Source organism: Apilactobacillus ozensis DSM 23829 = JCM 17196, assembly GCF_001435995.1.
Lineage (GTDB): Bacteria > Bacillota > Bacilli > Lactobacillales > Lactobacillaceae > Apilactobacillus > Apilactobacillus ozensis.
The window spans coordinates 20,089-41,986 of the sequence record NZ_AYYQ01000031.1 but is presented as its reverse complement, the minus strand read 5'-3'; the positions used below and the strand labels follow the sequence as shown (position 1 = coordinate 41,986).

Sequence of the window (21,898 nt, the reverse complement as noted above, 5' to 3'; positions counted from 1 at the left end):
AATTAACTTATAAATTAAATTATGACATAGTGAGGAATTCAATTATGACAAAAGAAGAAGTTTTAACTAAAATTTGTGATATGGTTGCCGACCAATTTAGTGTTAATCGCGACAAAGTTAACGGTAAGCTTAATTTTCAAAATGATTTAGACGCTGATTCAATTGATTTTGTTGAATTTGTTTTATCACTAGAAAATGAATTTGGTGCAGAAATTTCTGATGAAGCTGCTGAAAAGATACAAACAATCGATGAAGCCGCTGATTTCGTTATTGCTAATGCAGACAATAAATAACAAAAAAGCGATTATCTAGATGGTAATCGCTTTTTATTCATAAAATATACCTTGGAGGAAAATAGAACTTGATTGCAGAATTTGATAAATTATTAAAAGATAAATTTAATATAGAATTTAATGATGAAAGCCTTTTGGATGAGGCTTTTACGCAAGCTTCATACGTTAATGAACATCCCAAAGAAAATTTAAAATTTTACGAAAGAATAGAATTTTTAGGCGATGCTGTATATGAATTAGTCGTTTCAGAATATATTTTTAAGCGTTATCCTAAACTTCCCCAAGGAAGATTAACTAGGTTAAGAGCTGCCATGGTCAATGAACATAGTTTTAGTAGTTTTGCCAGAGAATGTCATTTTGACAAGTACATTCGACTCGGTAAAGGTGAAGAAAAAGCTCACGCTAGAGAGCGTGATTCTCTGTTATGTGATATTTTTGAATCTTTTATTGGCGCTGTATATTTAGATCAAGGGATGGAACCAGTAATTAGATTTTGTCATCAAGTAATTTTCCCTAAACTAGATGAAGGTTGGTTTGATGAATTCTTTGACCATAAAACAGAGTTGCAAGAATTGGCTCAGCAAAATGGTCCAGTGGATATTGAATATCATTTGCTAGATGAAAATGGTCCAGATAACGATCGTAAGTTCAAAGTTTCAGTAAGTATCGATGGCGAAGAATGCGGTATTGGAACTGGTCATTCTAAGAAAAATGCTGAACAAGGTGCTGCTAAAGTAGCTTTAAAGAAATATTTATAGTTAGAATGGAGCAATCACTGTGAGATTAGAGTCACTCGAGCTAATCGGTTTTAAATCTTTTGCTCAAAAAACTGAATTTAATTTTCATAAGGGGTTAACTGAAATTGTTGGCCCTAATGGTAGTGGCAAAAGTAACATCATTGAAGCAATTAGATGGGTTTTGGGTGAAAAATCAGCTAAAAGCTTACGTGGTGAGAAAATGTCAGATATTATTTTTTCAGGTTCCGATGGACATCATTCACTTAATCGAGCAATTGTAAAATTAACTTTTGATAATTCTGACCGTTATATTGACATAGATTATACTGAACTTTCTATTTCTAGAGAGATATTTAAAAATGGTGAAAATAATTATTATATAAACGGTAAATTATGCCGCTTAAAAGACATCAATAATTTATTTATGGATTCTGGAATTGGACAGGGGTCCTTTTCTATTATTTCTCAAGGAAATGTAGAGAATATTTTTAATAGTAAACCCGAAGATAGACGATATATCGTTGAGACGCTTGCTGGAATATATAAGTATAAAAACAAAAAGCAAGAAACCAATGCTAAATTAAATGAAAATAAAAACAATTTAATTAGAATTAATGACATTATTTTGGAATTAAAAAAACAAGTTGAATCGCTACAAGAACAAAGTAAACATGCTAGTAATTATTTAGAGTTAAAAAAACGGTTGTCATTGTTGGATAAAAAGTTTTTGTTTGCTAAACATAATGAGATTTTAGCTAATGTTAAAAAAAGCGATTTAGCAATATCTCAATTGAACTTGAAAATTGAAAATTTAAAACAAACTATAAATAGCACTAAATCAAATATAGATAATAATCAGAGTGCTTTAAATGTAAAAGCTAGCGAGCGATATGCTTTACAAAAACAATTACTATCTTTATCTAAGCAAAAAGAGATTATCTTGGGGCAAAATAATTTGTCACAACAAGAAATTAAGTTCAGTAAAGAACAAATTAAAAAGTTTAATGTCACTTTAACTAAAAATAAAAAAGAAAAAGAACAAATAACTAAAAACATTGAAATTCATTCTAATGATATTAGTAATTTAAATAAATTAATTAATAAAAATAATTTACAAGATATGCAACAACAACTTCACTCATTAGATGACGAAATAAGTATATTACAACAAAAACGTGAGAACCTAAAGAATGATTATTTTAAAATAACTAATCAGATAACGGATTCAAAAAATGAGTATAAGTATTTAACTAAAGACTATCAAAAAACAGAACAAATCATTTCTGAAAAACGTAAGAATTTAGCTGACATGCTTGCTAAGCATGATAAACTAAGTCATCTTTTAAGTCATGATAAAGATAATTTAGAAAAATGCGAAAGTAAAGTTAAGGTATTTAACAGGGAAATAACAGCTTTAAACCAGTTAAACTCTGAAATTGACTCCAAAATAAATACAACTAAAGATAATTGGTATAATTCAATTAAAGTTTTTCAAAGTAAAAAAAGTAATTTAGAGAATTTACAGGCGAATGCAAGTCATTTAAAAAACATTGCTAAACATTTAATTAAAAACAATGATTTAAACGGCATCATTGGTATAGTAGCTGATTTTATAAATGTAGACACAAAATATGTGAGAGCTATTAACAATTCACTAAACAATAAAATGAGAAATATAATTGTTGAAAATGCTAATAGTGCCAAAGCTGCGATTGACTTTTTAACTAAAAAAAAATTAGGCAGAACTACTTTTTTACCTAAAGATGAGTTAAAAAAACATCGTGTAGATTCGCAAACAATGAGTAAAATAGCTGACGTGCCTGGATTTGTAGGGATGGCAGCTGATTTAGTTTCTATGCCCAAGAGTTTAAACTTAGTTAAGCAATATTTATTAGGTAATATATTGATTGTCAACAATGTAGATAGTGCTACTAAAATCGGCCGGATAATTAGTTATCGATATAAGATAGTTACTATAAATGGAGAAATAATTAATACGGGTGGATCGATTACTGGTGGACGTGTTAAGCACGAAAATAATAGTCTGCTGGATTTAAAATATAAGATTAACAATGGTGAAAAAGAAGTTAGTGCCGCTGAAAATAAAATGTTGAACTATGAATCAAGTATCACTAACTTAAATAAAGATTTGAAAAATAATGAAAAATCAATTATTAGCCATCGCGAACTATCTAATAAAATTTCCAAAAAAATTATTACTACTAAAGCTAGCATAAAAAACACAAATGACTTAATGCAAAATTTAAATCGTGATGTAGATGCAACGAAATTGTCTATTAAACGTTTAAATAATGATTTGAAATCTAAACTTAGGTTAAGTAATAATTCTAAAATGCATTTTTATGAAGACAAACTTAATTCTAAAGATTCAGCAATAAAAGAGTTGAATCAAAAGTTAAGCTCAATTACTTCTAAGCGTAAGGAGTTATATGACAGTATAAGTAATTCAAAGTCAGATGAACTAATATATCGCGAAAAAATTATTAATCATAAGGAACAACAAACACAACTTATAGCCCAGTTAAAAAATATTGAGCAAAACATTTTGGAAGTTACTAGTGATAGAGATGAGTTAAGTAAGAAAATAAGCTTAAGTTCTAATTATAATGACGAAAAATTAAAAAAGGTTGTTCAGGAAATCGAGTTAGTTAATACTAATATTAATGAATGCATCAATGATTTAAATATGTTGAATCATAATTTGTCGGACGAAAATGCAAAACTGGCTAAACTAAATGACTTGCTTTTTAACAATAATATTAACTTAAACAAGTTGGAATTGAATCATAATAACTTAAATAACCAATTATCAAAAAGCAAACATATTTTATCCGTCAAATATAACCTAAAACTACCAATCGATGATGCTGAACAAATTGACTTAAAATTATTAGAGCTAAAAATTAAAAATATTAAAGCTGAATTAAATCAGCTTGGTCCAGTTAATATACATTCGATTCAAGAATATAAAAATGTTTTAGAACGTTTCAAATTTTTAAAAGAACAATCAAATGATTTGAAAGTCTCACGAAATCAACTAAAATCAACCATGTCCAAGATTGATAAAGAAGTTGTAATTCGGTTTAAAAATAACTTTGATGAACTAAATGAATCTTTTTCAAATGTCTTTAGAGAAATGTTTGGTGGCGGAAAAGCTAAACTATTATTAACTGAACCTGATAATATGTTAAGTACTGGAATAGACATTATGGTGCAACCGCCTGGCAAAAAATACCGCAATATTAACTTGCTTTCGGGTGGAGAAAAATCTTTAGCTGCAATTGCTTTATTATTTGCGGTGTTAAGAGTTAAAGCAGTACCATTTTGTATTTTAGATGAAGCTGAGTCATTTTTAGATTCTAGTAATGTTAATTGTTTTGCCCAATACATTTGCAAGTTAAAAGATAAAACACAATTTATAGTTATCACGCATCGTAAAGAAACTATGATGTATGCTGATACTTTAAATGGTATTACAATGCAAAAATCAGGAATTTCTAAATTAGTGTCAGTGGACTTTAATAGCATAGCTAATAAAAAGGAGAAATAGTATATGGGATTATTTGATATATTTAAAAGAAAAAAACATAAGGATAAAGTTAGTGAAGAAAAACAACATTCTGAAAATGTTGAAAGTAAAAAATTAAATTCTGCTGAAAATAACGTTAACGATGAAGTTAAAGACGAAATTTCAAAGGATAAAGTTCAAGAGCCATTAAAGAATGAAGAATCCGAACAAGATTTAGATTCTAAAGAGGAAAAAGAAACTAGTTCAATTTTAGACAACCAAGCCTCAGTCAATGAAGAAATTGACGATGAAACTGCTGTCCAATCAAATCAGCTTACTGAACAAGAATCTGCTGATATTAAAGTTAACGAAGAAAACATTGAAAAAAGAGAAAATGAAAAAGCTGCTGAGGTTGAAGAATCTCAAACTAAAGAGCATTCAACCGATAGTGATTTATCGGATGATGAGAATTCAGTTGAGGAAGAATCATCAAATGATGTAAATAGCATTGAATACTCAGAAAATGAAGAAGATAAGTACGATAAAGGATTGGAGAAAACACGTTCTTCATTCATGGATAAGATTAACCGATTGTTTGCTAACTTTAGAAGTGTTGACGAAGAATTTTTTGAAGACTTAGAAGATACATTAATTGAGTCCGATGTTGGATTTGATATGGCCGTTAAATTAACTGATGAGCTACGTGATGAAGTAAAATTACAAAATGCTAAAGACTCAGAAGCCGTTAAAAATGTAATCATTAAAAAAATGATTGATATTTACGATGAAGCTGGTAACGGAGAAAATAACAGTATCAATTTAGTATCTGATGGTTTAAGTGTCATTATGTTTGTTGGAGTTAATGGAGTAGGTAAGACAACTACAATCGGTAAAATGGCTAAGTTATATAAAGACCAGGGTAAAAAAGTGCTTTTAGCTGCCGCAGATACTTTCAGAGCTGGTGCCATTCAACAATTAGACGTTTGGGCTCAACGTGATGGTGTTGATATTGTTAAAAAAGAAGAAGGCAGCGATCCTGCTGCAGTTGTATATGAAGCCGTTCAAAAAGCTAAAAAAGATAATTATGATATCTTATTTGTCGATACAGCTGGACGTTTACAAAATAAAGTTAACTTAATGAATGAATTAGCTAAAATGAAAAAAGTTTTAACTAGAGAAATTCCTGAAGCTCCACATGAAGTATTATTAACTTTAGATGCAACTACTGGTCAAAATGCACTTAATCAAGCTAAACTATTTAAACAAGTCACTGACGTTACTGGAATAGTGTTAACTAAACTGGATGGTACCGCTAAGGGTGGCATTATTTTGGCCATCAGAAATGAATTGCATTTACCAGTTAAATATGTTGGATTAGGTGAAAAAGTTACTGATTTAAGTAAATTTAACCCTAGTGAGTATGTATATGGTCTATTTAAAGATTTGGTAGACTAATTTTATTATCAGGAGAATCTATGGAAATAGAAAAAAATTATCGAATTAATTCTTTATTCGAATTTTATCGACCATTGTTGACTAAAAAACAAGAGAATTATATGCAGCTTTATTATGCTGATGATTTTTCTTTAGGAGAAATTTCTGAAGACTTTGACGTGAGCAGGCAAGCAGTTTATGATAATATTCGTAGAACCGAAGTTATTCTAGAAAATTATGAAAAAGAGTTACACCTTTACAGTAATTTTGTTATTAGAAATAAAAAAACTGATGCAATTAGAGATTATGTTAATAATCATTATCCCGATGATAATAATTTATTGACTTTAGTTGACAATTTAGAAAATATAGAAGAAATTTGAAAGTGGTGAAATGAATGGCTTTTGAAGGCTTAACTGAAAGACTACAAAAAGCGATGCGTTCTTTAAGAGGTAAAGGGAAGGTTTCAGAATCTGATTTAAGAGAAACTATGCGAGAAATTCGCCTAGCTTTATTAGAGGCTGACGTTAACTTTACAGTTGTTAGAAAATTTGTTAAAAACATACGAGAAAGAGCTAAGGGAGCAGATGTGCTGGAAGGTTTAAACCCAGCTCAGCAAATTGTTAAAATTGTTAATGAAGAATTAACTAAGACAATGGGTGAAACTGACGTTCCTTTGAATAAATCTGATAAAATACCAACTATCATCATGATGGCTGGTCTACAAGGTGCTGGTAAAACTACCACTGCTGGTAAATTAGCATTAAAGCTCAAAAAAGATGATAATGCTAGACCACTTATGATAGCTGCAGATATATACCGTCCTGCCGCGATTGACCAATTAGAACAAGTAGGTAAACAAATTGATGTACCTGTTTTCCAAATGGGCACCGATGTTGAACCTTTAGAAATTGTTAAAGCTGGTTTGGCACAAGCTAAAGAAAACCATAATGACTATGTTCTTATTGATACAGCTGGTCGTTTACAAATTGATGAAAAATTGATGAACGAACTAAAGGATATTAAAGCATATGCTAAGCCAGATGAAATTCTATTAGTTGTAGATGCGATGACTGGTCAAAATGCTGTAGAAACAGCTGAAGGATTTAACGATGCTTTAGATATTACCGGAGTGGTATTAACTAAGTTGGATGGTGACACTCGTGGTGGTGCAGCGCTATCAATTCGTGATGTAACCAACAAACCAATTAAGTTTGTTGGTCAAGGTGAAAAGATGACCGCTTTAGATGTCTTTCATCCTGATAGAATGGCTTCTCGTATTCTAGGAATGGGAGATATTCTGTCATTAATTGAAAAGACTCAACAGGATTATGACGAAAAGCAAGCGCAAAAGTTAACTGAAAAAATGCGTGAAAATACATTCGACTTTGACGATTTCTTAGATCAACTTCAGCAAATTCAAAAAATGGGTCCGTTGGAAGACATTATGAAAATGATTCCAGGGATGGCTAATAATCCTGCTTTAAAAAATGTTAACATGGATCCTAAAGACTTAGAGCACATTAAAGCTATTATTTATTCTATGACCAATGAAGAAAGAACTAATCCAGATGTTTTAAATCCATCTAGAAGACGTCGTATTTCCAGAGGATCTGGACGTCCAATTCAAGAAGTTAACCGTATGATTAAACAATTTAATTCAATGAAAAAAATGATGAATAAAATGTCTAACGGTAACATGTCAGGTATGGAAAATATGTTAAGCCAAAGTGGGATGGGTTCAGGCTTAGGTGGTAAAATGTCACAATTAGCTATGAAACGTATGAGCAGAAAGATGCGCAAAAACAAACGTCGTCGTAATAAGAAACGTCGTAAATAGTTTTTTTAGGTTTGACTACTTTTAATATGTTAGTCAGACCTTTTTTATAATCATTATGTAGGAGGTTTGTAAATGGGATTAACTTATAACGAAACTTTAAAAGCTGTTCAAATTATATTGAATGGGAATAACGTGCCAAACATTGTCGGAAATGCTGGAATTGGTAAATCCGCTTTGGTTCAAGAATTGGCTAATAAGTGTCATGCTAAATTATTTACCACAGTAGTGAGTTTGTCAGAAAAGGGTGATTTATCGATTCCAGTACCACCACTAACCAGTGACTCATTTATTCAAACTGAACAGTACGGTAAGCTAGCAGATGTTCAATATGGATATTCCCATACTTTGATAGAAATTATTACTTATGCTCAATCGCATCCAAATGATGATATATATTGGTTCTTAGATGAGTTTAATCGTGGAAGTCAGGCTGTACAAAGTGAACTTATGAATGTTGTATTACAAAGACAAGTAAATTCTTTAAAGTTACCTAGACAAGTAAAAATAATCATTGCTGAAAATCCAGATTCAACGATGTCAGGATTTGAACGTAGTAACTATAGTGTTTCCGATAGTGATGATGCAATCAAAGATCGTACTACTAGAATTATTATGGATACTAATACTGACGAATGGTTGAAATGGGCAGATAGTGCTGAAATACATCCAATGATTATTAATTATTTAGGTAATAATCCGGATATGTTAATACAAAGTCATTCAGAAGACTTACATCCCACACCAAGAGCTTGGCATCGAGTTTCAGATAATTTGAAGCAATTAGAAAAAGAAAATTTGGTTCATACTAAGCTTACTGAAAATATTATAGCTGGAGATTTAGGAGTATTAGTAGCACATGATTTTATTGCTTTTTTAAACAAAAATAGGCTTACTCTAAACTTGGATGATTTTTTAAATGACAGTGACATTGATTTAAAAAATAGTTTTAATAGTTTAGATGAAGTGGCTAAAAATAAAGTATTATTTAATTTAATCAGTCAAATAGATTCAGAAAACAAACTAAGTTCAACTATAGCTAGAAAAATATTATTGTTAATTAACTTAGTTAGTCCAGATGGTCAATATTCGTTAGTCTTAAAATTAAATAATCAAACTAAATTTATAAGTAAAGTTTTTAGTGCTTTTAAATCAACTGAAGATATCGAATATTCCAATTTATACAATAAAATTCAGGAAATTGCATTTATTGAATTTAGGTGATTAAAATCAATTTAAATCAGGAAATTTTTAATCTACGTTCTAGAAAATATTCAGAAGTTCCAAATTCTAGAGTACTTGAAATTATTAATTATGGAATTATTAATATGTTAAATACTAACGATTCTTTTTATGGAAATATATTAATTAAAATTAATAAATTATGTAATCCAGATATTAAAAGTCCATTAGCATTGACATGGCAACAAAATGATTTGATGCTAGCTTTTAATCCCAAAACATTTATAAGTTATGTCACTTCCGATGGTGAACTTTATTTTATGTTAAAGCATTTAGCAATGCATATTGCGTGGCTACATCCAATTAGATATAGTTCAGACAATAAGATTGTTAATGTTGCATGTGATATTGCTATTAATCAGTATCTTGATAAATTACCATCAGATGCGATTTCTGTTGACAAATTAAATTTTAAATACGATTTGCATTTACCACATTTTGCTGATTCTAGTCGTTATATTTCTTTATTAATGCAAAATGACTATTTTAAATCTGCTGGGAATTCTAATTCACAACAAGATAGTTCTAATTCGATTAATGATGATCATGAAGGGTGGAAACATAATCATAATGAAGATATATTAAAAACTTCAATTATTAAAAAAATAGTAAAAGATGCCATGTCAGATACTAGTATTAAAAACAGAGGAGTTATTAATAATAATTTAAAATTGTTTATCGATAGATTTTATACGGATAATGACCGTGATATTGATTGGAAAAGCTTTTTGCAGTTAGGTTCTGGAAATATTAATTTTTCAAATCAAAATTCATATTCTCGTTTTGATCGAAGACAGCCGTATCGGATGGATTTGCCGGGTAAAATTTCTAACTATGTTAAAAAAATAAATATTTTCATAGATAACTCGGGTTCAATGACTAGTTATGAAGTAAGTTTTTTATTACAACAGCTTCAAAAATTTTTAAAAAAGTATCATTTTCCAGTATATGTATATCCATTTGACACAAAAGTACATGTTGACAGTGCCTATAAACTTAATAATTATAATGATGTAAAGTTTGAAAAAATTGGTAGTGGGGGAACTACATTTCAATCCATCTTTGACTTCTTGCATTTGTATAATAAAAATGATGATATTTCGGTAGTTTTAACTGATGGTAAGGGTGAGCCAAAAGTTAATCAGTATAACTGCTATAATACTTTTTGGGTAATCACCGGACATTTGGATGAATTTTCTCTAAATGAAAAAATTATTGCCAAAACAATTTCAATCAATAAAAAGTAATTTAATAATGCAAAAAAGATATTTTAAAGGAGGTACGAGATTTGAAAAACTTATTAAATCCTTCTATTATCAACATGTTATTAAACAATGATATTAATATTAAGTTAGCTGTAGCTGTTTTAAAAGATAATTGGGATGATATTTATGATGCTAATCCAATATATAAACGTAAAATCAGCGTGCAAAATATTGATTTAGCTAAACAAATTTTTAATGCTAAAATTATTGGTAGTAAACTAGATTTTAGCAATTATGCTTCCGTTCATAAGTTTATCGTCAAAAATGATTCTTTTTTAGAAGATGCTGCTAAAAACTTGTTGTTAATTAGTTTTAAATGAATTTTTTCCAATAATTTAATGGTGTAAAGAAAAAAACCTTTACAAGCACTTAAATAACTGTTATATTAGTTATCGTTAATAAATATACAGGAGGTGTTCAATGTGTCTGTTAAAATTCGCTTGAAACGTATGGGTTCAAAAAAACGTCCTTTCTACCGTGTCGTAGTTGCTGACTCACGTAGTCCTCGTGATGGTCGTTTTATTGAAAAGGTTGGTACTTACAATCCTTTAACTCAACCAAGCACTGTTAACCTTCAAGAAGAAGATATTTTCAACTGGTTAAACAAGGGTGCTCAACCTTCAGATACTGTTCGTAACTTATTATCTGAAGCTGGTATCATGAAAAAATATCACGAAGCTAAATACGCTAAAAAATAAGTGATAAGTGTTGTTTATGACTAATTTTGATGAGCTTATTAAAACAATTGTAAAACCACTGGTAAAACATCCAGATGATGTTACTATTTCTCATAGTGAATCAAGCCGCTTTTATGAATATCATTTGCATACTAACGTCAAAGATGTTGGTAGAGTAATTGGTAAAAAAGGACATATCGCCCAAACGATTAGAACAATTGTTTACAGTGCTCGTGTCTCTGGAAATAAAAAGGTAAGGTTAGTTATCGAAGATAGTAAAAATAAGAACTCTTAAATTAAACCTTTGGGTTTTATTTAAGAGTTCTTTTATTTTAGTTAGGAGTGTTATGTAATGAATTTTTATAATATAGGTAAAATTGTAAACACTCAAGGTTTAAAGGGTGAAGTTAGAGTGAATTCGGTTACTGACTTCCCAGAAAAACGTTTTAAAGTAGGAAGTACAGTTTATGCTTTTCTAGCTAATGGTCAAAACGAAAAGTTAGAAATTGATGGATTTAGAAAACATAAAAATTTTATTTTATTACACTTTAAAGGTAAACCTAGCATTAATGACATTGAATATTTAAAGCCATCACAATTAAAGATTTCTGACAATGAACTTTCTAATGATGATTTAAAACCTGGCGAATATTATTATCATCAAATCATTGGATTAGATGTTTATGATATAGATAAAAATCATTTAGGCACAATTAAAGATATTATGTCTTTAGGTCCTAACGATGTTTGGGTAGTTGGAAGAGATAATAAAAAAGACTTATTATTACCTAAAATTGATCAGGTAATAAAAGAAGTTGATTTAGACAATGAAAAGGTAATTGTCGAATTAATGGAGGGTTTAGATGATGAAAATTGATGTTTTAAGTCTATTTCCCGATATGTTTAAAGGCCCTTTAGGCGATTCGATTGTTGGTAAAGCAGTAGATAAAGGATTACTAGACATTAATATTACCAACTTTAGAGATTTTTCTACTAATAAACATAATAACGTTGATGATTATCCATTTGGTGGTGGAGCTGGAATGCTTTTACAACCACAACCAATTTTTGATGCTTTAAGTCATGTAGAGCAAAAAGCTGCTGAGCAGGGAATTGGTCGTGGTAAAGTTATTCTACTAGATCCTGCTGGTAAAACTTTTAATCAATCAGAAGCAGAAAAACTATCTAAAGAAGACCATTTAACATTTATCTGTGGGCATTATGAAGGGTATGACGAAAGAATTAAAGAATTGGTTACGGATGAATATTCACTAGGTGATTTTGTATTAACTGGTGGTGAGCTTCCGGCGATGGTGATGATTGATTCTACCGTTAGATTACTTTCAGGCGTTTTAGGTAATAAAGAATCAGCTCCTGGAGATTCTTATTCTAGTGGACTACTTGAATATCCACAATATACTAGACCGGCCGATTTTAGAGGCCGTAAAGTTCCAGATGTTTTAATTAGTGGTAATCATCAAAAAATTGATTTGTGGAGACAAAAAGAAGCTCTTCGTAAAACATATATTAGAAGACCAGATTTAATTAATCATGATCGATTAACTTCTACTCAGAAACATTTATTAGCAGATGTCAGGATTGAAGAAGAGAATAATAAATAAACTTTACAACTTAATTTCTCTGTGATAATATTATTAATGGCTTATTTAAGCTAAAAAAAACGGTATTCCGCTGTTATATTCATCGACATGAGTGCTAGTTGAAAGGAAGATTTCGTTATGCGTCAAAATAATTTAATCGCAAAGATTAACGAGGAACAATTAAAAAATGATGTTCCTGAATTTAGAGCTGGTGACACTGTTCGTGTTGCTGTTAAGGTTGTTGAAGGTAAAAATGAACGTCTTCAAAACTTTGAAGGTGTTGTAATCAAACGTCATGGTACAGGTATTCAAGCTACTTATACTGTACGTAAGATTAGTTCTGGTGTTGGTGTGGAACGTATTTTCCCATTACATTCACCAAGAATTGCAAGCATTACTGTAATTCGTCGTGGTAGTGTTCGTCGTTCTAAACTTTACTACTTACGTGACCGTAGTGGTAAGGCTGCACGTATCAAAGAATCACGTCGTCGTTAATAAAACGAAAAAGGAACCAACATTTTATGTTGGTTCCTTTTTTATTTTGAAATATTATAAGTCTAAATTTTGTTTATAGTTTAAAGGTGAAAAATCAGTAGATTTAGATATTAATTTATATGAAAATTCTTTGTATTCGTTTAAAATCTTGTTAGCTAAAATTTTATTTTGTTCAGTGAGCCAATCATTATCGAGCTTTTTGCCTAAATATTTATTTTCAATATCAAGCATATTGTTTTTAATTGATATATTAAGTTTTGTTTGTAGAGCTTCTAAATCAGATACAAAGTATTTATAGTGAGCATCTACTAAAACCCCAGCTAATTTAAAAATCCAATATGCTGAGTCAGGACTATAATTAATTTCACCATTTTTATATGCTTCAGGAGTGTCATTAATACCTTGATAGAAGGGTACAAATACACTTTGAGATGCTACACCCATAGCAATCCATTGTAAGCAACCGATTTCCATTGGTAAATTGGGATTGATTTGTAGTATATGTGCTTCTTGGGTTTTTGCTAAACTAACAGGTCTAAACATTTTTTTGGTATTTTTATCTCCATCGCCCACAGGGTCATATTCAGTTTCTTGAAAGTGTGAAGACAGAAAGCTTTTGGCATCATCTATAGAAAGTAGTTTAGAGGCTTTTCTGATAAATGGAAGATTATGGTCAGTTGGATGTTGCTTTATTTCGGGGTTAAACATTTTTTGTCCGTACCATACTCGTGGATTATTATATTTAGTGTCAGAAACATCTCGAATACCAAATGTATCTCTAAAGTTTAATTTACCATCTTTAGATACAATTAAATGATTATTTTTCACAAAATCATATATATCTTCAGAGTACATATAGTTTTCTTTATCATTAAAATCAATTTCCTCAATAGATAATTGATTAGCAATAACAGCATATGAGTCTTCGGGAATTCTTTGAGCAACCCAATGGTGACCTGAACCAGTTTCCATGTACCATGCTTCATTTTTATCAGCGAATAAGATACCATTAGACTCGCAAGTACCGTATTTAGTAACAATGTCACCTAATCTTTGAACACCTTCGCGAGCATTTTTGACATAAGGTAATACAACGGTAACCATTGCCTCTTCACCAATTCCGTCTTCTACTAATGGATCATACCCTAACACTTGTTGATTAGCATAGGCACTTTCAGTAGCACTCATAGCGACACCAAATTCGTTAAAGCCATTTTCTTCGAACACGCCATATTTGGTAGTCCATTCAGGGGTTGCTGAGTATTTATATCTGGTTAGCGGTAATTTAATTTTGAAATTATTGTCATTAGACTTGAAAATATTTTCTTTTTCAAAACTTTTTTTATGATGAATAACAAAGTGCTTGGGCCAGGATGCCTTGCAGTCTTCATTTCTTCCAATCATAATTGAACCATCTTTCGATGCTTTTTTACCGATTATAATACTTGTACATGCAGAATATTTATTCAAAAAATCACTTCATTTCTTTATACTTATTTATTATATATAATATAACATGTGTTTTGGTTTTTAAATTGAAGTGCTGATAGTTTTCAAGTATAATCAAACTATTAATTTATTATTAAGGAGTTTAAATTATGCCAATTATAAATGTTAATTTAATTGAAGGACGTAGTGAAGAACAATTAAAAAATTTAGTAAAAGACATAACAACTGTCGTGTCTAAAGATACCGGAGCACCAGAAGAGCATATTCACGTTATTTTAAATGAAATGCGTAAAGATAGATATAGTGTTGGCGGTAAACTAAAGAGTGAAGAAAATTAGAAATAGAGAAGAACTGAATTGTTATGAATAATGAACAATATTTAATGGCTATCGATGAGGGAACCACTAGTGCACGTGCTATTATTTTTAATAAAAATGGTGAAATAGTAGAAAAATCTCAAAAAGAATTTCATCAATATTTTCCACATTCTGGATGGGTTGAACATGATGCTAATGAAATTTGGAGTGCTGTGCAGTCAGTAATCTCAGATATTTTAATTAAAACTAATATCCCACCTTATAAAATTAGGGGAATTGGGATTACTAACCAAAGAGAAACTACTGTTGTTTGGGATAAAAACACTGGTAAACCGATTTATCATGCGATAGTATGGCAATCTAAACAAACTAGTGAGATTGCAAATGAATTAAAAGCAAATGGATATAAAGATTTTATTCATAAAAAAACAGGCTTAGTTATTGATTCTTATTTTTCAGCAACAAAAATTAAATGGATTTTGGATAATGTACCTGGTGCTAGATCAAAAGCCAATTCTGGCGATTTGATTTTTGGAACTATTGATACTTGGTTACTTTGGAAACTAACCGGTGGTCATGTACATGCAACCGATTATTCTAATGCTAGTCGTACCATGTTATTTAACATTCATGAATTAAAATGGGACAAAGAGATTTTGTCGCTATTAGACATTCCAGAGTCAATGCTACCAAAAGTTAAATCCTCATCAGAAGTTTATGGTTACACAGCTGGTTACTCATTTTATGGAGTACAAGTTCCAATTGCTGGAATTGCTGGAGACCAGCAAGCCGCCTTGTTCGGTCAATTAGGTATTGAGCCTGGGACTATTAAAAATACTTATGGTACTGGTGCTTTTATTGTGATGAATACAGGCGAAAAGCCAACTTTATCGGATAAAGGATTACTGACAACTATTGCTTATGGATTAGATGGTAAAATAACCTATGCGCTTGAAGGTAGCATTTTTGTTGCAGGTTCCGCTATTCAATGGCTAAGGGATGGCATGCGAATTATTTCTGATGCTAGTGATTCGGAAAAAATGGCTCAATCAGTTAAAGATAGTCACGATATATATGTCGTACCAGCATTTACTGGTTTGGGAGCTCCGTATTGGAATCAAGACACCCGCGGTTCTGTCTTTGGTTTAACTAGGGGGACTACTAGAGAAGAGTTTGTTAAAGCAACTTTAGATTCGTTAGCTTATCAAACTAAAGACGTTGTTAATACTATGATTAATGACACTAAAATGGAATTAGGGACTTTAAAAGTTGATGGTGGAGCTGCAAAAAATGATTATTTAATGCAATTTCAATCAGATATTTTAAATGTTAATATTGAAAGAGCCTCAATCTCAGAAACGACTTCTCTAGGAGTAGTTTTCTTAGCTGGTTTAGCGGTTGGCTATTGGAAGGACATTAATGAAATTAAGCAAACAGTATCTAATAGCGAAATTTTCAAACCAAAAATGAGTGAAAATTGTCGCAATGAACTATATAATGGTTGGAAATCAGCAATAAAGGCAACACAAATATTTCATAAATAAAAAGCACTCATGAATAATTTATTTTCACTGAGTGCTTTTTATTATTTATTAAATTTTAAAATGATTTTCAAGATAGTCGGCTAATCCATCGTGATTATTATCTAAGTCTGTTACGTCGTCGGCGATAGCTTTAACTTTAGGTTGACCATTTTTCATTGCGACACCAAATCCAGCGTACTCAATCATTTCTTGGTCATTAAATTCATCGCCAAAAGCAATTACATCCTTTTGTTCGATATTATAAAAGTCTGCCAATTTCTTGATGCCAGTAACTTTATTAACGCCACCGGCTGCAATTTCTATAATACTATTAGGACCACCCCAAGGTGAAATTTGTAGTTTATTATTAAATTTATCTTTTACATAATTTATAAAAGATTGTTCTTTTTCAGGTTTTACTTCTAATGTTAGACAAATTGGATTAGTTTTTAAGCTATCGTTATTTAAGATATTTTTGTTCTCTAACTTAGTAGGGAAAAAACCTAAAGCTTCATGGGCAGCTGGTCGATTAGCTAAAAATAGATCTCTATCTTCCGCTGTAATCAGATTAATTCCTAATTCTTCACTATGATTAACGAAATGTAGAGCAATATCTCGATCAATGTTATATTTATATTCGTATTGCCATTTCTTGTTAGGGTTAAAGCCTAAGCTTCCATTAAAATTAATCATAGGTGTATCTAAGTCTAGTTGATTATAAATGTCAGTAACCAATCTGGTAGGACGACCAGTTACAATTGTAACAATATGTTTAGTATCATTTAGCTTATTGATGGCCTTAATTGTTCGATTAGTTAGTTTGGATTCACTATTTAAAGTTGTACCATCTAAATCAATGGCAATTAATTTTCGGCTTTCGATGTTTTTATCCCCCTTATAATCGCAGTATAATGTTAATAATACTAACTAAAAACATATTTTTAGTCAAATATTTAAATATATAAAAGGAGCTTACATTCTTGAAACTTCCTAGTGAATTTATCGAAAAATATAAAAAACTTTTAGGGAATGATGCAAATTCTTTTTTTGATGGATTTGATAAGCCAGTTAAACAAGGTTTTAGAGTCAACCCTTTAAAAGAAAATTTGCCGCAAGCAGAAGATTTGAATCATCCAATAAAATATTGCTCTTACGGTTACTTTGGTGCAGTTAACGGAAAGTCTGTAGATCATCAAAGCGGAGTAATTTATTCCCAAGAGCCGAGTGCTATGTATGTGGGTGAAGTGGTAGATGCACATCCAGGTGAAAAAATATTAGATTTATGTGCAGCACCAGGTGGTAAAACAACACACATTGCCAGTTACATGAAAAACGAGGGCGTTTTAGTTACAAACGAAATTGATAAAAAAAGAGCCAAAATTTTAGTTGAAAACGTAGAGCGTTTTGGTATTGAAAATGCGTTAATCTTAAATGAAACTCCTAAGATGATATCAAAGTATTTTCCTAGGTATTTTGATAAAATTGCTATAGATGCACCTTGCTCTGGTGAAGGAATGTTTAGAAAAAATCCGGATGCTACTAACTATTGGTCACAGGCATATGTAGAAGAGTGTGCAAATCGTCAAAAAGATATTCTTAAAATGGCTATGAAAACATTAAAACCAGGTGGTCAAATTATATATTCCACTTGTACCTTTGCTCCAGAAGAAGATGAGCAAATTATTGAATGGTTGTTGGATAATTATAACTTAGAAGTTGTACCCATTAAAAAATATTCAGGAATGGATTCAGGACATCCAGAATGGACTTCTAAGCAATATGAATCATTATCTGGAACTATAAGACTTTTCCCACATCATTTCGATGGAGAAGGCCATTTTATTGCAAAACTGATTAGTAAAGGCGAAGGTAAGGCTAAAAAGATAAAACAACAGGTTGATAACTTATCTGTAGAACAGCGAAAATTATGGAATAGTTTTAAAGATGAAAACTTAAATGATTTTAATCCTAAGCATTTACTTACGTTTGGCGATCAATTATTTTCATATGAAGATGGAATTCCACAATTAAAAGGATTAAAGGTAATGCGTCCAGGGTTACTTTTGGGTACGTTCAAAAAGAATCGTTTTGAACCAAGTTATGCATTAGCATTGGCTTTACATTCTAGTCAAATTAAAAATAAAGTTGAGATTAGTTTAGAAGAATGGAAAAAATACGTACATGGTGATACTATTCAATGCTCTAACAACCTAGAGAAGGGATGGTATCAATTAATTTGCGAAAATCAGGCAGTTGGTTTTGGTAAGATTGTTAATGGAACTATTAAAAACTTTTTCCCTAAGGGACTACGTTTTAATTTATAAAAAGAGAACTCGTTTGAGTTCTCTTTTTAGTATTCAATATTTCGTTGATGAATATAGTTTAGCATGTCTGTGCTTAGTATCAGTTTTTTATTTCGTAAGTCTGACAAAGAAGTACAACCTAAGATAGTCATAATTTTCACAATTCCTTGTTGCCATTCTTGAATCATTTCAATGGTATCTGTTTCACCATTTTTTAGTACAGAATGAAGAATCGGTCCGGCAACCCCGACTGCCTTAGCTCCCAATGCAATACATTTAACGATATCTAAAGCGTTTTTGATGCCTCCAGAAGCGATTATATTTAAATCATTTCGATATTGGTAAGCTTCTAATAATGACTCTACGGTACTTTGTCCCCATGAATCTAAATAGTTTAATTCTTTATGTTCTCGACGAAAGTTTTCAATTTGAACAAAATTAGTTCCACCGCGACCACTGATATTAATGTACTCAACACCGATATTTTTTAGTTGTTGGATAGTGGATTTATCCATTCCAAAACCAACTTCTTTTACAATTACCGGTATGTTTACTGCTTCAACGATATTTTTAATATTGTCTAACCATTTAAAATTACGGTTTCCTTCAGGCATTACAATTTCTTGAACAGTATTGACATGAATTTCAATAGCATCAGCATTAATTATTTCAATAGCCTTTTTAGCGTTATTCACTGAATGTGAAGCTCCCATATTGGCAATGATAATACCATTAGGGTTAAACTTTCTAAGATTAGCGAAAGATTGAACGGTTGAAGCATCTTTAATAGCAATACTTTCTGACCCACTAGCAATTGCTAAATTACATTTATTAGCAATTCTAGCTAACTTTTCATTTAATTCTCCAGCTAGTTTGCTACCGCCAGTCATAGCTTCAATATAAAATGGACATGGCAAAGAAATATTGCCTAATTTAGTTTGCATACTGACATCTTTTACACTAATTTCAGGTAAGCTTTGATGTATAAAACGTATTTTATCAAAGTCAGCCATACTATTTTCTTTATGAAATTTTTCAGCTAAAGAGATGTGTTCATTTTTTCTTTGTGCATGTTGACTATTCATAATAGCTCCTTTGTAATTTAACTAAAATTGATTCTTATGAATGTCGAGGTTTAATTGCTTAATTTGATTATTTTCCCACTCATTTAAGATCTTTTGAATATCATTGTTGTCACTGTTTACAATAGCGATTCCACAATCACCACCACCAGCACCTGATGATTTAGCAGCTCCACCATTTTTTATAGCAATATCACATAGTTTTTTTAACGATGGGGTTTCAATTATTACATTGGTAATGTTGCATAGCTTATGAAGTAGTTTTCGATTTACAATAATTTCCTTTTGGATAGTTTCTAAACTTTCATTGTAAAAGCCACTAATCATTCTTTTTATACAAGCCTTGCTATCTTGTATAAATGATTGATATTCAGCTTCTTTATTTGATTTTTCAGAAGAAACTTTATCGACCAATTGTGAAGTTGAAGCTGGTGAACCAGTCCAACCAATAAGTAATTTTAAATTTTTAGGTGGCGTAAGTGGCTCAATTCTTAAAAATGGCCATTTATGATTTATCAAATCTTTGATCGACATTTGAGAACGCATCTGTTTAAGCCATTCTCTATCAAAAGCTTCATATGCAATCCAGCCACCATAAACACTAGCAGCGATGTCACCCAGTGATCCATTTCCTTGTACATCTAAATGTGCAATAGCCGACAGTTTGAATAACTCATCTTTAGAGACGTTAATATCATATAGTTGACATAAAGCCTTAACTGTAGCGACTGTGACAGCTGCCGAAGAACCTAAACCATATTTTTTACCATCGGAGTTATCTAGTTCACTATCAACTTTTAAATGGTAAGTCACTAGTTTTTTAGATATAGACTGAGCATAGGTTTCAACAATGTTAATAGCAGCCAATATATAATGAAAAGGATTATCACGATTATCAAAAATTATTTTATTGTCAATTCTTTTCCAATAGATTGAATTTTCACTGTATTGTTTAGATACAATACTTCCGTAGTCATTACTTTTTTCAATGTTTACCGTTATAAATTGATTTAAGGCGACTATTATTGATGGAGTACCTTTTTCAACTACTGCATATTCTCCGGCAATATATAATTTACCTGGTGCTTTCACCGAAATCAAAGAATCATTTCCCTTCAAGATAAAATTAATTAATAAATTGAACACCGCATCCAGGTTTTGAAACGACAATTTGTTCGTCGTTAAACGTTTTGGTTAGTGCTGCTTTAATTTTTTTAATGTCTTTAGATTTACAAATTATTTTTACATTAGGACCAGCATCCATAGTGAAATAACATTCAACACCGTTTTCTCTTAGTGTTTTTACAGAATTAATGACTTGAATGCTATCGTTATTGAAATACATAAATGCGGGTTCAGCACTCATTGTTAAGGCGTGCATGCGCATTGCGTTACTTTCAGATATTTTACCTAGAGTATTAAAATCATTTTCTTTAATTGCTGTTTTTGCTTTAATTAAATCAACTTCACATTGTTTCACCCATGCATTGTAGTAGGGGGATGTTTCTACGGAACGTTTCATACCAACACGACTACTAATTTTTTTAGGTTGATCATTTAAAACTACTGCAATCATGTTTATGTCCATTGTAACTGGATTTTCAATTTCAACACCATATGAGTCGTTATCAGTATTACCTTTAATCCATTCAGCAAAACCACCAAAAATTGATCTAGTTGCAGAACCCGAACCTCTACGAGCTAACTTCGAAAGTTCCTTTGAAGTTAGTTGTAATCCAGCTGCTTTACTGGCTGCGGCAGCTAGGGCGGCAAAACCAGAAGCAGATGAAGCTAAACCAGCTGATGTAGGTACGTTGTTGTAACTTTTAACGTAGGCATATTCACTAATACTAGCTTTTTCCCTAATTATATCTAAAAAGTTTACAATTTTCGTAGAATTTGAAATGTCTACGTCATCTAAAAAAATGGAATCTTTAGATAATTCGTTACTAAACTTAACGCTAGTGTCAGTATAAAATTCATCTAAAGTAAGTGATAAACTGTTGTTGTTAGGGATGATTAAATCGTCATTTTTTTTACCCCAATATTTTATTAAAGCTATGTTCGTATGTGCTCTTGCTGTAATGAAACCATTCGATAAATGCATAAAAAAT

At 30.9% G+C, this 21,898-nt stretch carries 22 protein-coding genes; 17 read left to right on the top strand and 5 right to left on the bottom strand.

Annotation, left to right across the window (positions count from 1 at the left end; genetic code table 11):
* The first annotated feature begins 44 nt into the window (after positions 1-44).
* The 14 genes from acpP to rplS all read left to right on the top strand — a co-directional run bounded on the left by acpP (position 45) and on the right by rplS (position 13,110).
* Positions 45-293, top strand: a complete 249-nt coding sequence (acpP, locus tag FD06_RS04560; protein WP_054657112.1) for an acyl carrier protein — start codon at positions 45-47, stop codon at positions 291-293.
* A 68-nt stretch (positions 294-361) separates the two neighbouring features.
* Complete coding sequence (gene rnc, locus FD06_RS04555; protein WP_054657110.1) at positions 362-1,051, top strand: ribonuclease III; 690 nt, start codon at positions 362-364, stop codon at positions 1,049-1,051.
* Between the two features lie 19 nt (positions 1,052-1,070).
* Positions 1,071-4,601 (top strand): chromosome segregation protein SMC, encoded by a 3,531-nt coding sequence (smc, locus tag FD06_RS04550; protein WP_056966377.1) that lies wholly within the window; start codon positions 1,071-1,073, stop codon positions 4,599-4,601.
* A 3-nt stretch (positions 4,602-4,604) separates the two neighbouring features.
* Complete coding sequence (gene ftsY / locus FD06_RS04545) at positions 4,605-6,014, top strand: signal recognition particle-docking protein FtsY (protein ID WP_056966375.1); 1,410 nt, start codon at positions 4,605-4,607, stop codon at positions 6,012-6,014.
* 20 nt (positions 6,015-6,034) lie between these two features.
* Positions 6,035-6,376: a putative DNA-binding protein gene (locus tag FD06_RS04540; protein ID WP_056966374.1), complete on the top strand. Its 342-nt coding sequence runs from the start codon at positions 6,035-6,037 to the stop codon at positions 6,374-6,376.
* A 14-nt stretch (positions 6,377-6,390) separates the two neighbouring features.
* Complete coding sequence (ffh, locus tag FD06_RS04535; protein WP_056966372.1) at positions 6,391-7,833, top strand: signal recognition particle protein; 1,443 nt, start codon at positions 6,391-6,393, stop codon at positions 7,831-7,833.
* Between the two features lie 72 nt (positions 7,834-7,905).
* On the top strand, positions 7,906-9,054 hold the full coding sequence (locus tag FD06_RS04530; protein WP_056966368.1) for an ATP-binding protein: 1,149 nt from the start codon (positions 7,906-7,908) through the stop codon (positions 9,052-9,054).
* Complete coding sequence (locus tag FD06_RS04525; protein ID WP_056966367.1) at positions 9,051-10,319, top strand: DUF2201 family putative metallopeptidase; 1,269 nt, start codon at positions 9,051-9,053, stop codon at positions 10,317-10,319. The genes FD06_RS04530 and FD06_RS04525 overlap by 4 nt, the downstream gene beginning before the upstream one ends.
* 41 nt (positions 10,320-10,360) lie before the next feature.
* Positions 10,361-10,657 carry a hypothetical protein gene (locus FD06_RS04520; protein ID WP_054657088.1) on the top strand — a complete coding sequence of 99 codons (297 nt, stop codon included), beginning with the start codon at positions 10,361-10,363 and terminating at the stop codon, positions 10,655-10,657.
* Positions 10,658-10,759: 102 nt separating this feature from the next.
* Positions 10,760-11,035, top strand: a complete 276-nt coding sequence (gene rpsP, locus FD06_RS04515) for a 30S ribosomal protein S16 (RefSeq protein WP_056966365.1) — start codon at positions 10,760-10,762, stop codon at positions 11,033-11,035.
* A 16-nt stretch (positions 11,036-11,051) separates the two neighbouring features.
* On the top strand, positions 11,052-11,309 hold the full coding sequence (locus FD06_RS04510; protein WP_056966364.1) for a KH domain-containing protein: 258 nt from the start codon (positions 11,052-11,054) through the stop codon (positions 11,307-11,309).
* 57 nt (positions 11,310-11,366) lie between these two features.
* Complete coding sequence (rimM, locus tag FD06_RS04505) at positions 11,367-11,891, top strand: ribosome maturation factor RimM (RefSeq protein WP_056966362.1); 525 nt, start codon at positions 11,367-11,369, stop codon at positions 11,889-11,891.
* On the top strand, positions 11,881-12,636 hold the full coding sequence (gene trmD, locus FD06_RS04500) for a tRNA (guanosine(37)-N1)-methyltransferase TrmD (RefSeq protein ID WP_054657240.1): 756 nt from the start codon (positions 11,881-11,883) through the stop codon (positions 12,634-12,636). The genes rimM and trmD overlap by 11 nt, the downstream gene beginning before the upstream one ends.
* Before the next feature lie 117 nt (positions 12,637-12,753).
* Complete coding sequence (gene rplS / locus FD06_RS04495) at positions 12,754-13,110, top strand: 50S ribosomal protein L19 (RefSeq protein ID WP_056966361.1); 357 nt, start codon at positions 12,754-12,756, stop codon at positions 13,108-13,110.
* A gap of 54 nt (positions 13,111-13,164) precedes the next feature.
* On the opposite strand, the gene FD06_RS04490 is transcribed toward rplS, so the two are convergent.
* Complete coding sequence (locus FD06_RS04490; protein WP_056966359.1) at positions 13,165-14,580, bottom strand: C69 family dipeptidase; 1,416 nt, start codon at positions 14,578-14,580, stop codon at positions 13,165-13,167.
* Positions 14,581-14,708: 128 nt separating this feature from the next.
* Between FD06_RS04490 and FD06_RS04485 the strand changes: the two genes are divergently transcribed.
* Positions 14,709-14,897: a 2-hydroxymuconate tautomerase gene (locus FD06_RS04485; protein WP_054657086.1), complete on the top strand. Its 189-nt coding sequence runs from the start codon at positions 14,709-14,711 to the stop codon at positions 14,895-14,897.
* A 23-nt stretch (positions 14,898-14,920) separates the two neighbouring features.
* Positions 14,921-16,420 (top strand): glycerol kinase GlpK, encoded by a 1,500-nt coding sequence (glpK, locus tag FD06_RS04480; protein WP_056966356.1) that lies wholly within the window; start codon positions 14,921-14,923, stop codon positions 16,418-16,420.
* A 48-nt stretch (positions 16,421-16,468) separates the two neighbouring features.
* On the opposite strand, the gene FD06_RS04475 is transcribed toward glpK, so the two are convergent.
* Positions 16,469-17,257, bottom strand: coding sequence for a Cof-type HAD-IIB family hydrolase (locus tag FD06_RS04475; RefSeq protein WP_237757237.1), 789 nt, complete (start codon positions 17,255-17,257; stop codon positions 16,469-16,471).
* Positions 17,258-17,379: 122 nt separating this feature from the next.
* Here FD06_RS04475 and FD06_RS04470 point away from each other — a divergent pair, with 122 nt between their 5' ends.
* Entirely contained in the window at positions 17,380-18,723 is a 1,344-nt protein-coding gene (locus tag FD06_RS04470) for an RsmF rRNA methyltransferase first C-terminal domain-containing protein (RefSeq protein ID WP_056966352.1), read from the top strand.
* A 26-nt stretch (positions 18,724-18,749) separates the two neighbouring features.
* On the opposite strand, the gene fni is transcribed toward FD06_RS04470, so the two are convergent.
* From fni to mvaD, 3 genes are read right to left on the bottom strand one after another with little or no spacing between them, the layout of a single operon-like run.
* On the bottom strand, positions 18,750-19,787 hold the full coding sequence (gene fni / locus FD06_RS04465) for a type 2 isopentenyl-diphosphate Delta-isomerase (RefSeq protein WP_056966350.1): 1,038 nt from the start codon (positions 19,785-19,787) through the stop codon (positions 18,750-18,752).
* 21 nt (positions 19,788-19,808) lie between these two features.
* Complete coding sequence (locus FD06_RS04460) at positions 19,809-20,885, bottom strand: phosphomevalonate kinase (protein ID WP_054657238.1); 1,077 nt, start codon at positions 20,883-20,885, stop codon at positions 19,809-19,811.
* A gap of 25 nt (positions 20,886-20,910) precedes the next feature.
* Positions 20,911-21,891 carry a diphosphomevalonate decarboxylase gene (gene mvaD, locus FD06_RS04455; protein WP_056966348.1) on the bottom strand — a complete coding sequence of 327 codons (981 nt, stop codon included), beginning with the start codon at positions 21,889-21,891 and terminating at the stop codon, positions 20,911-20,913.
* Positions 21,892-21,898: the final 7 nt, after the last annotated feature.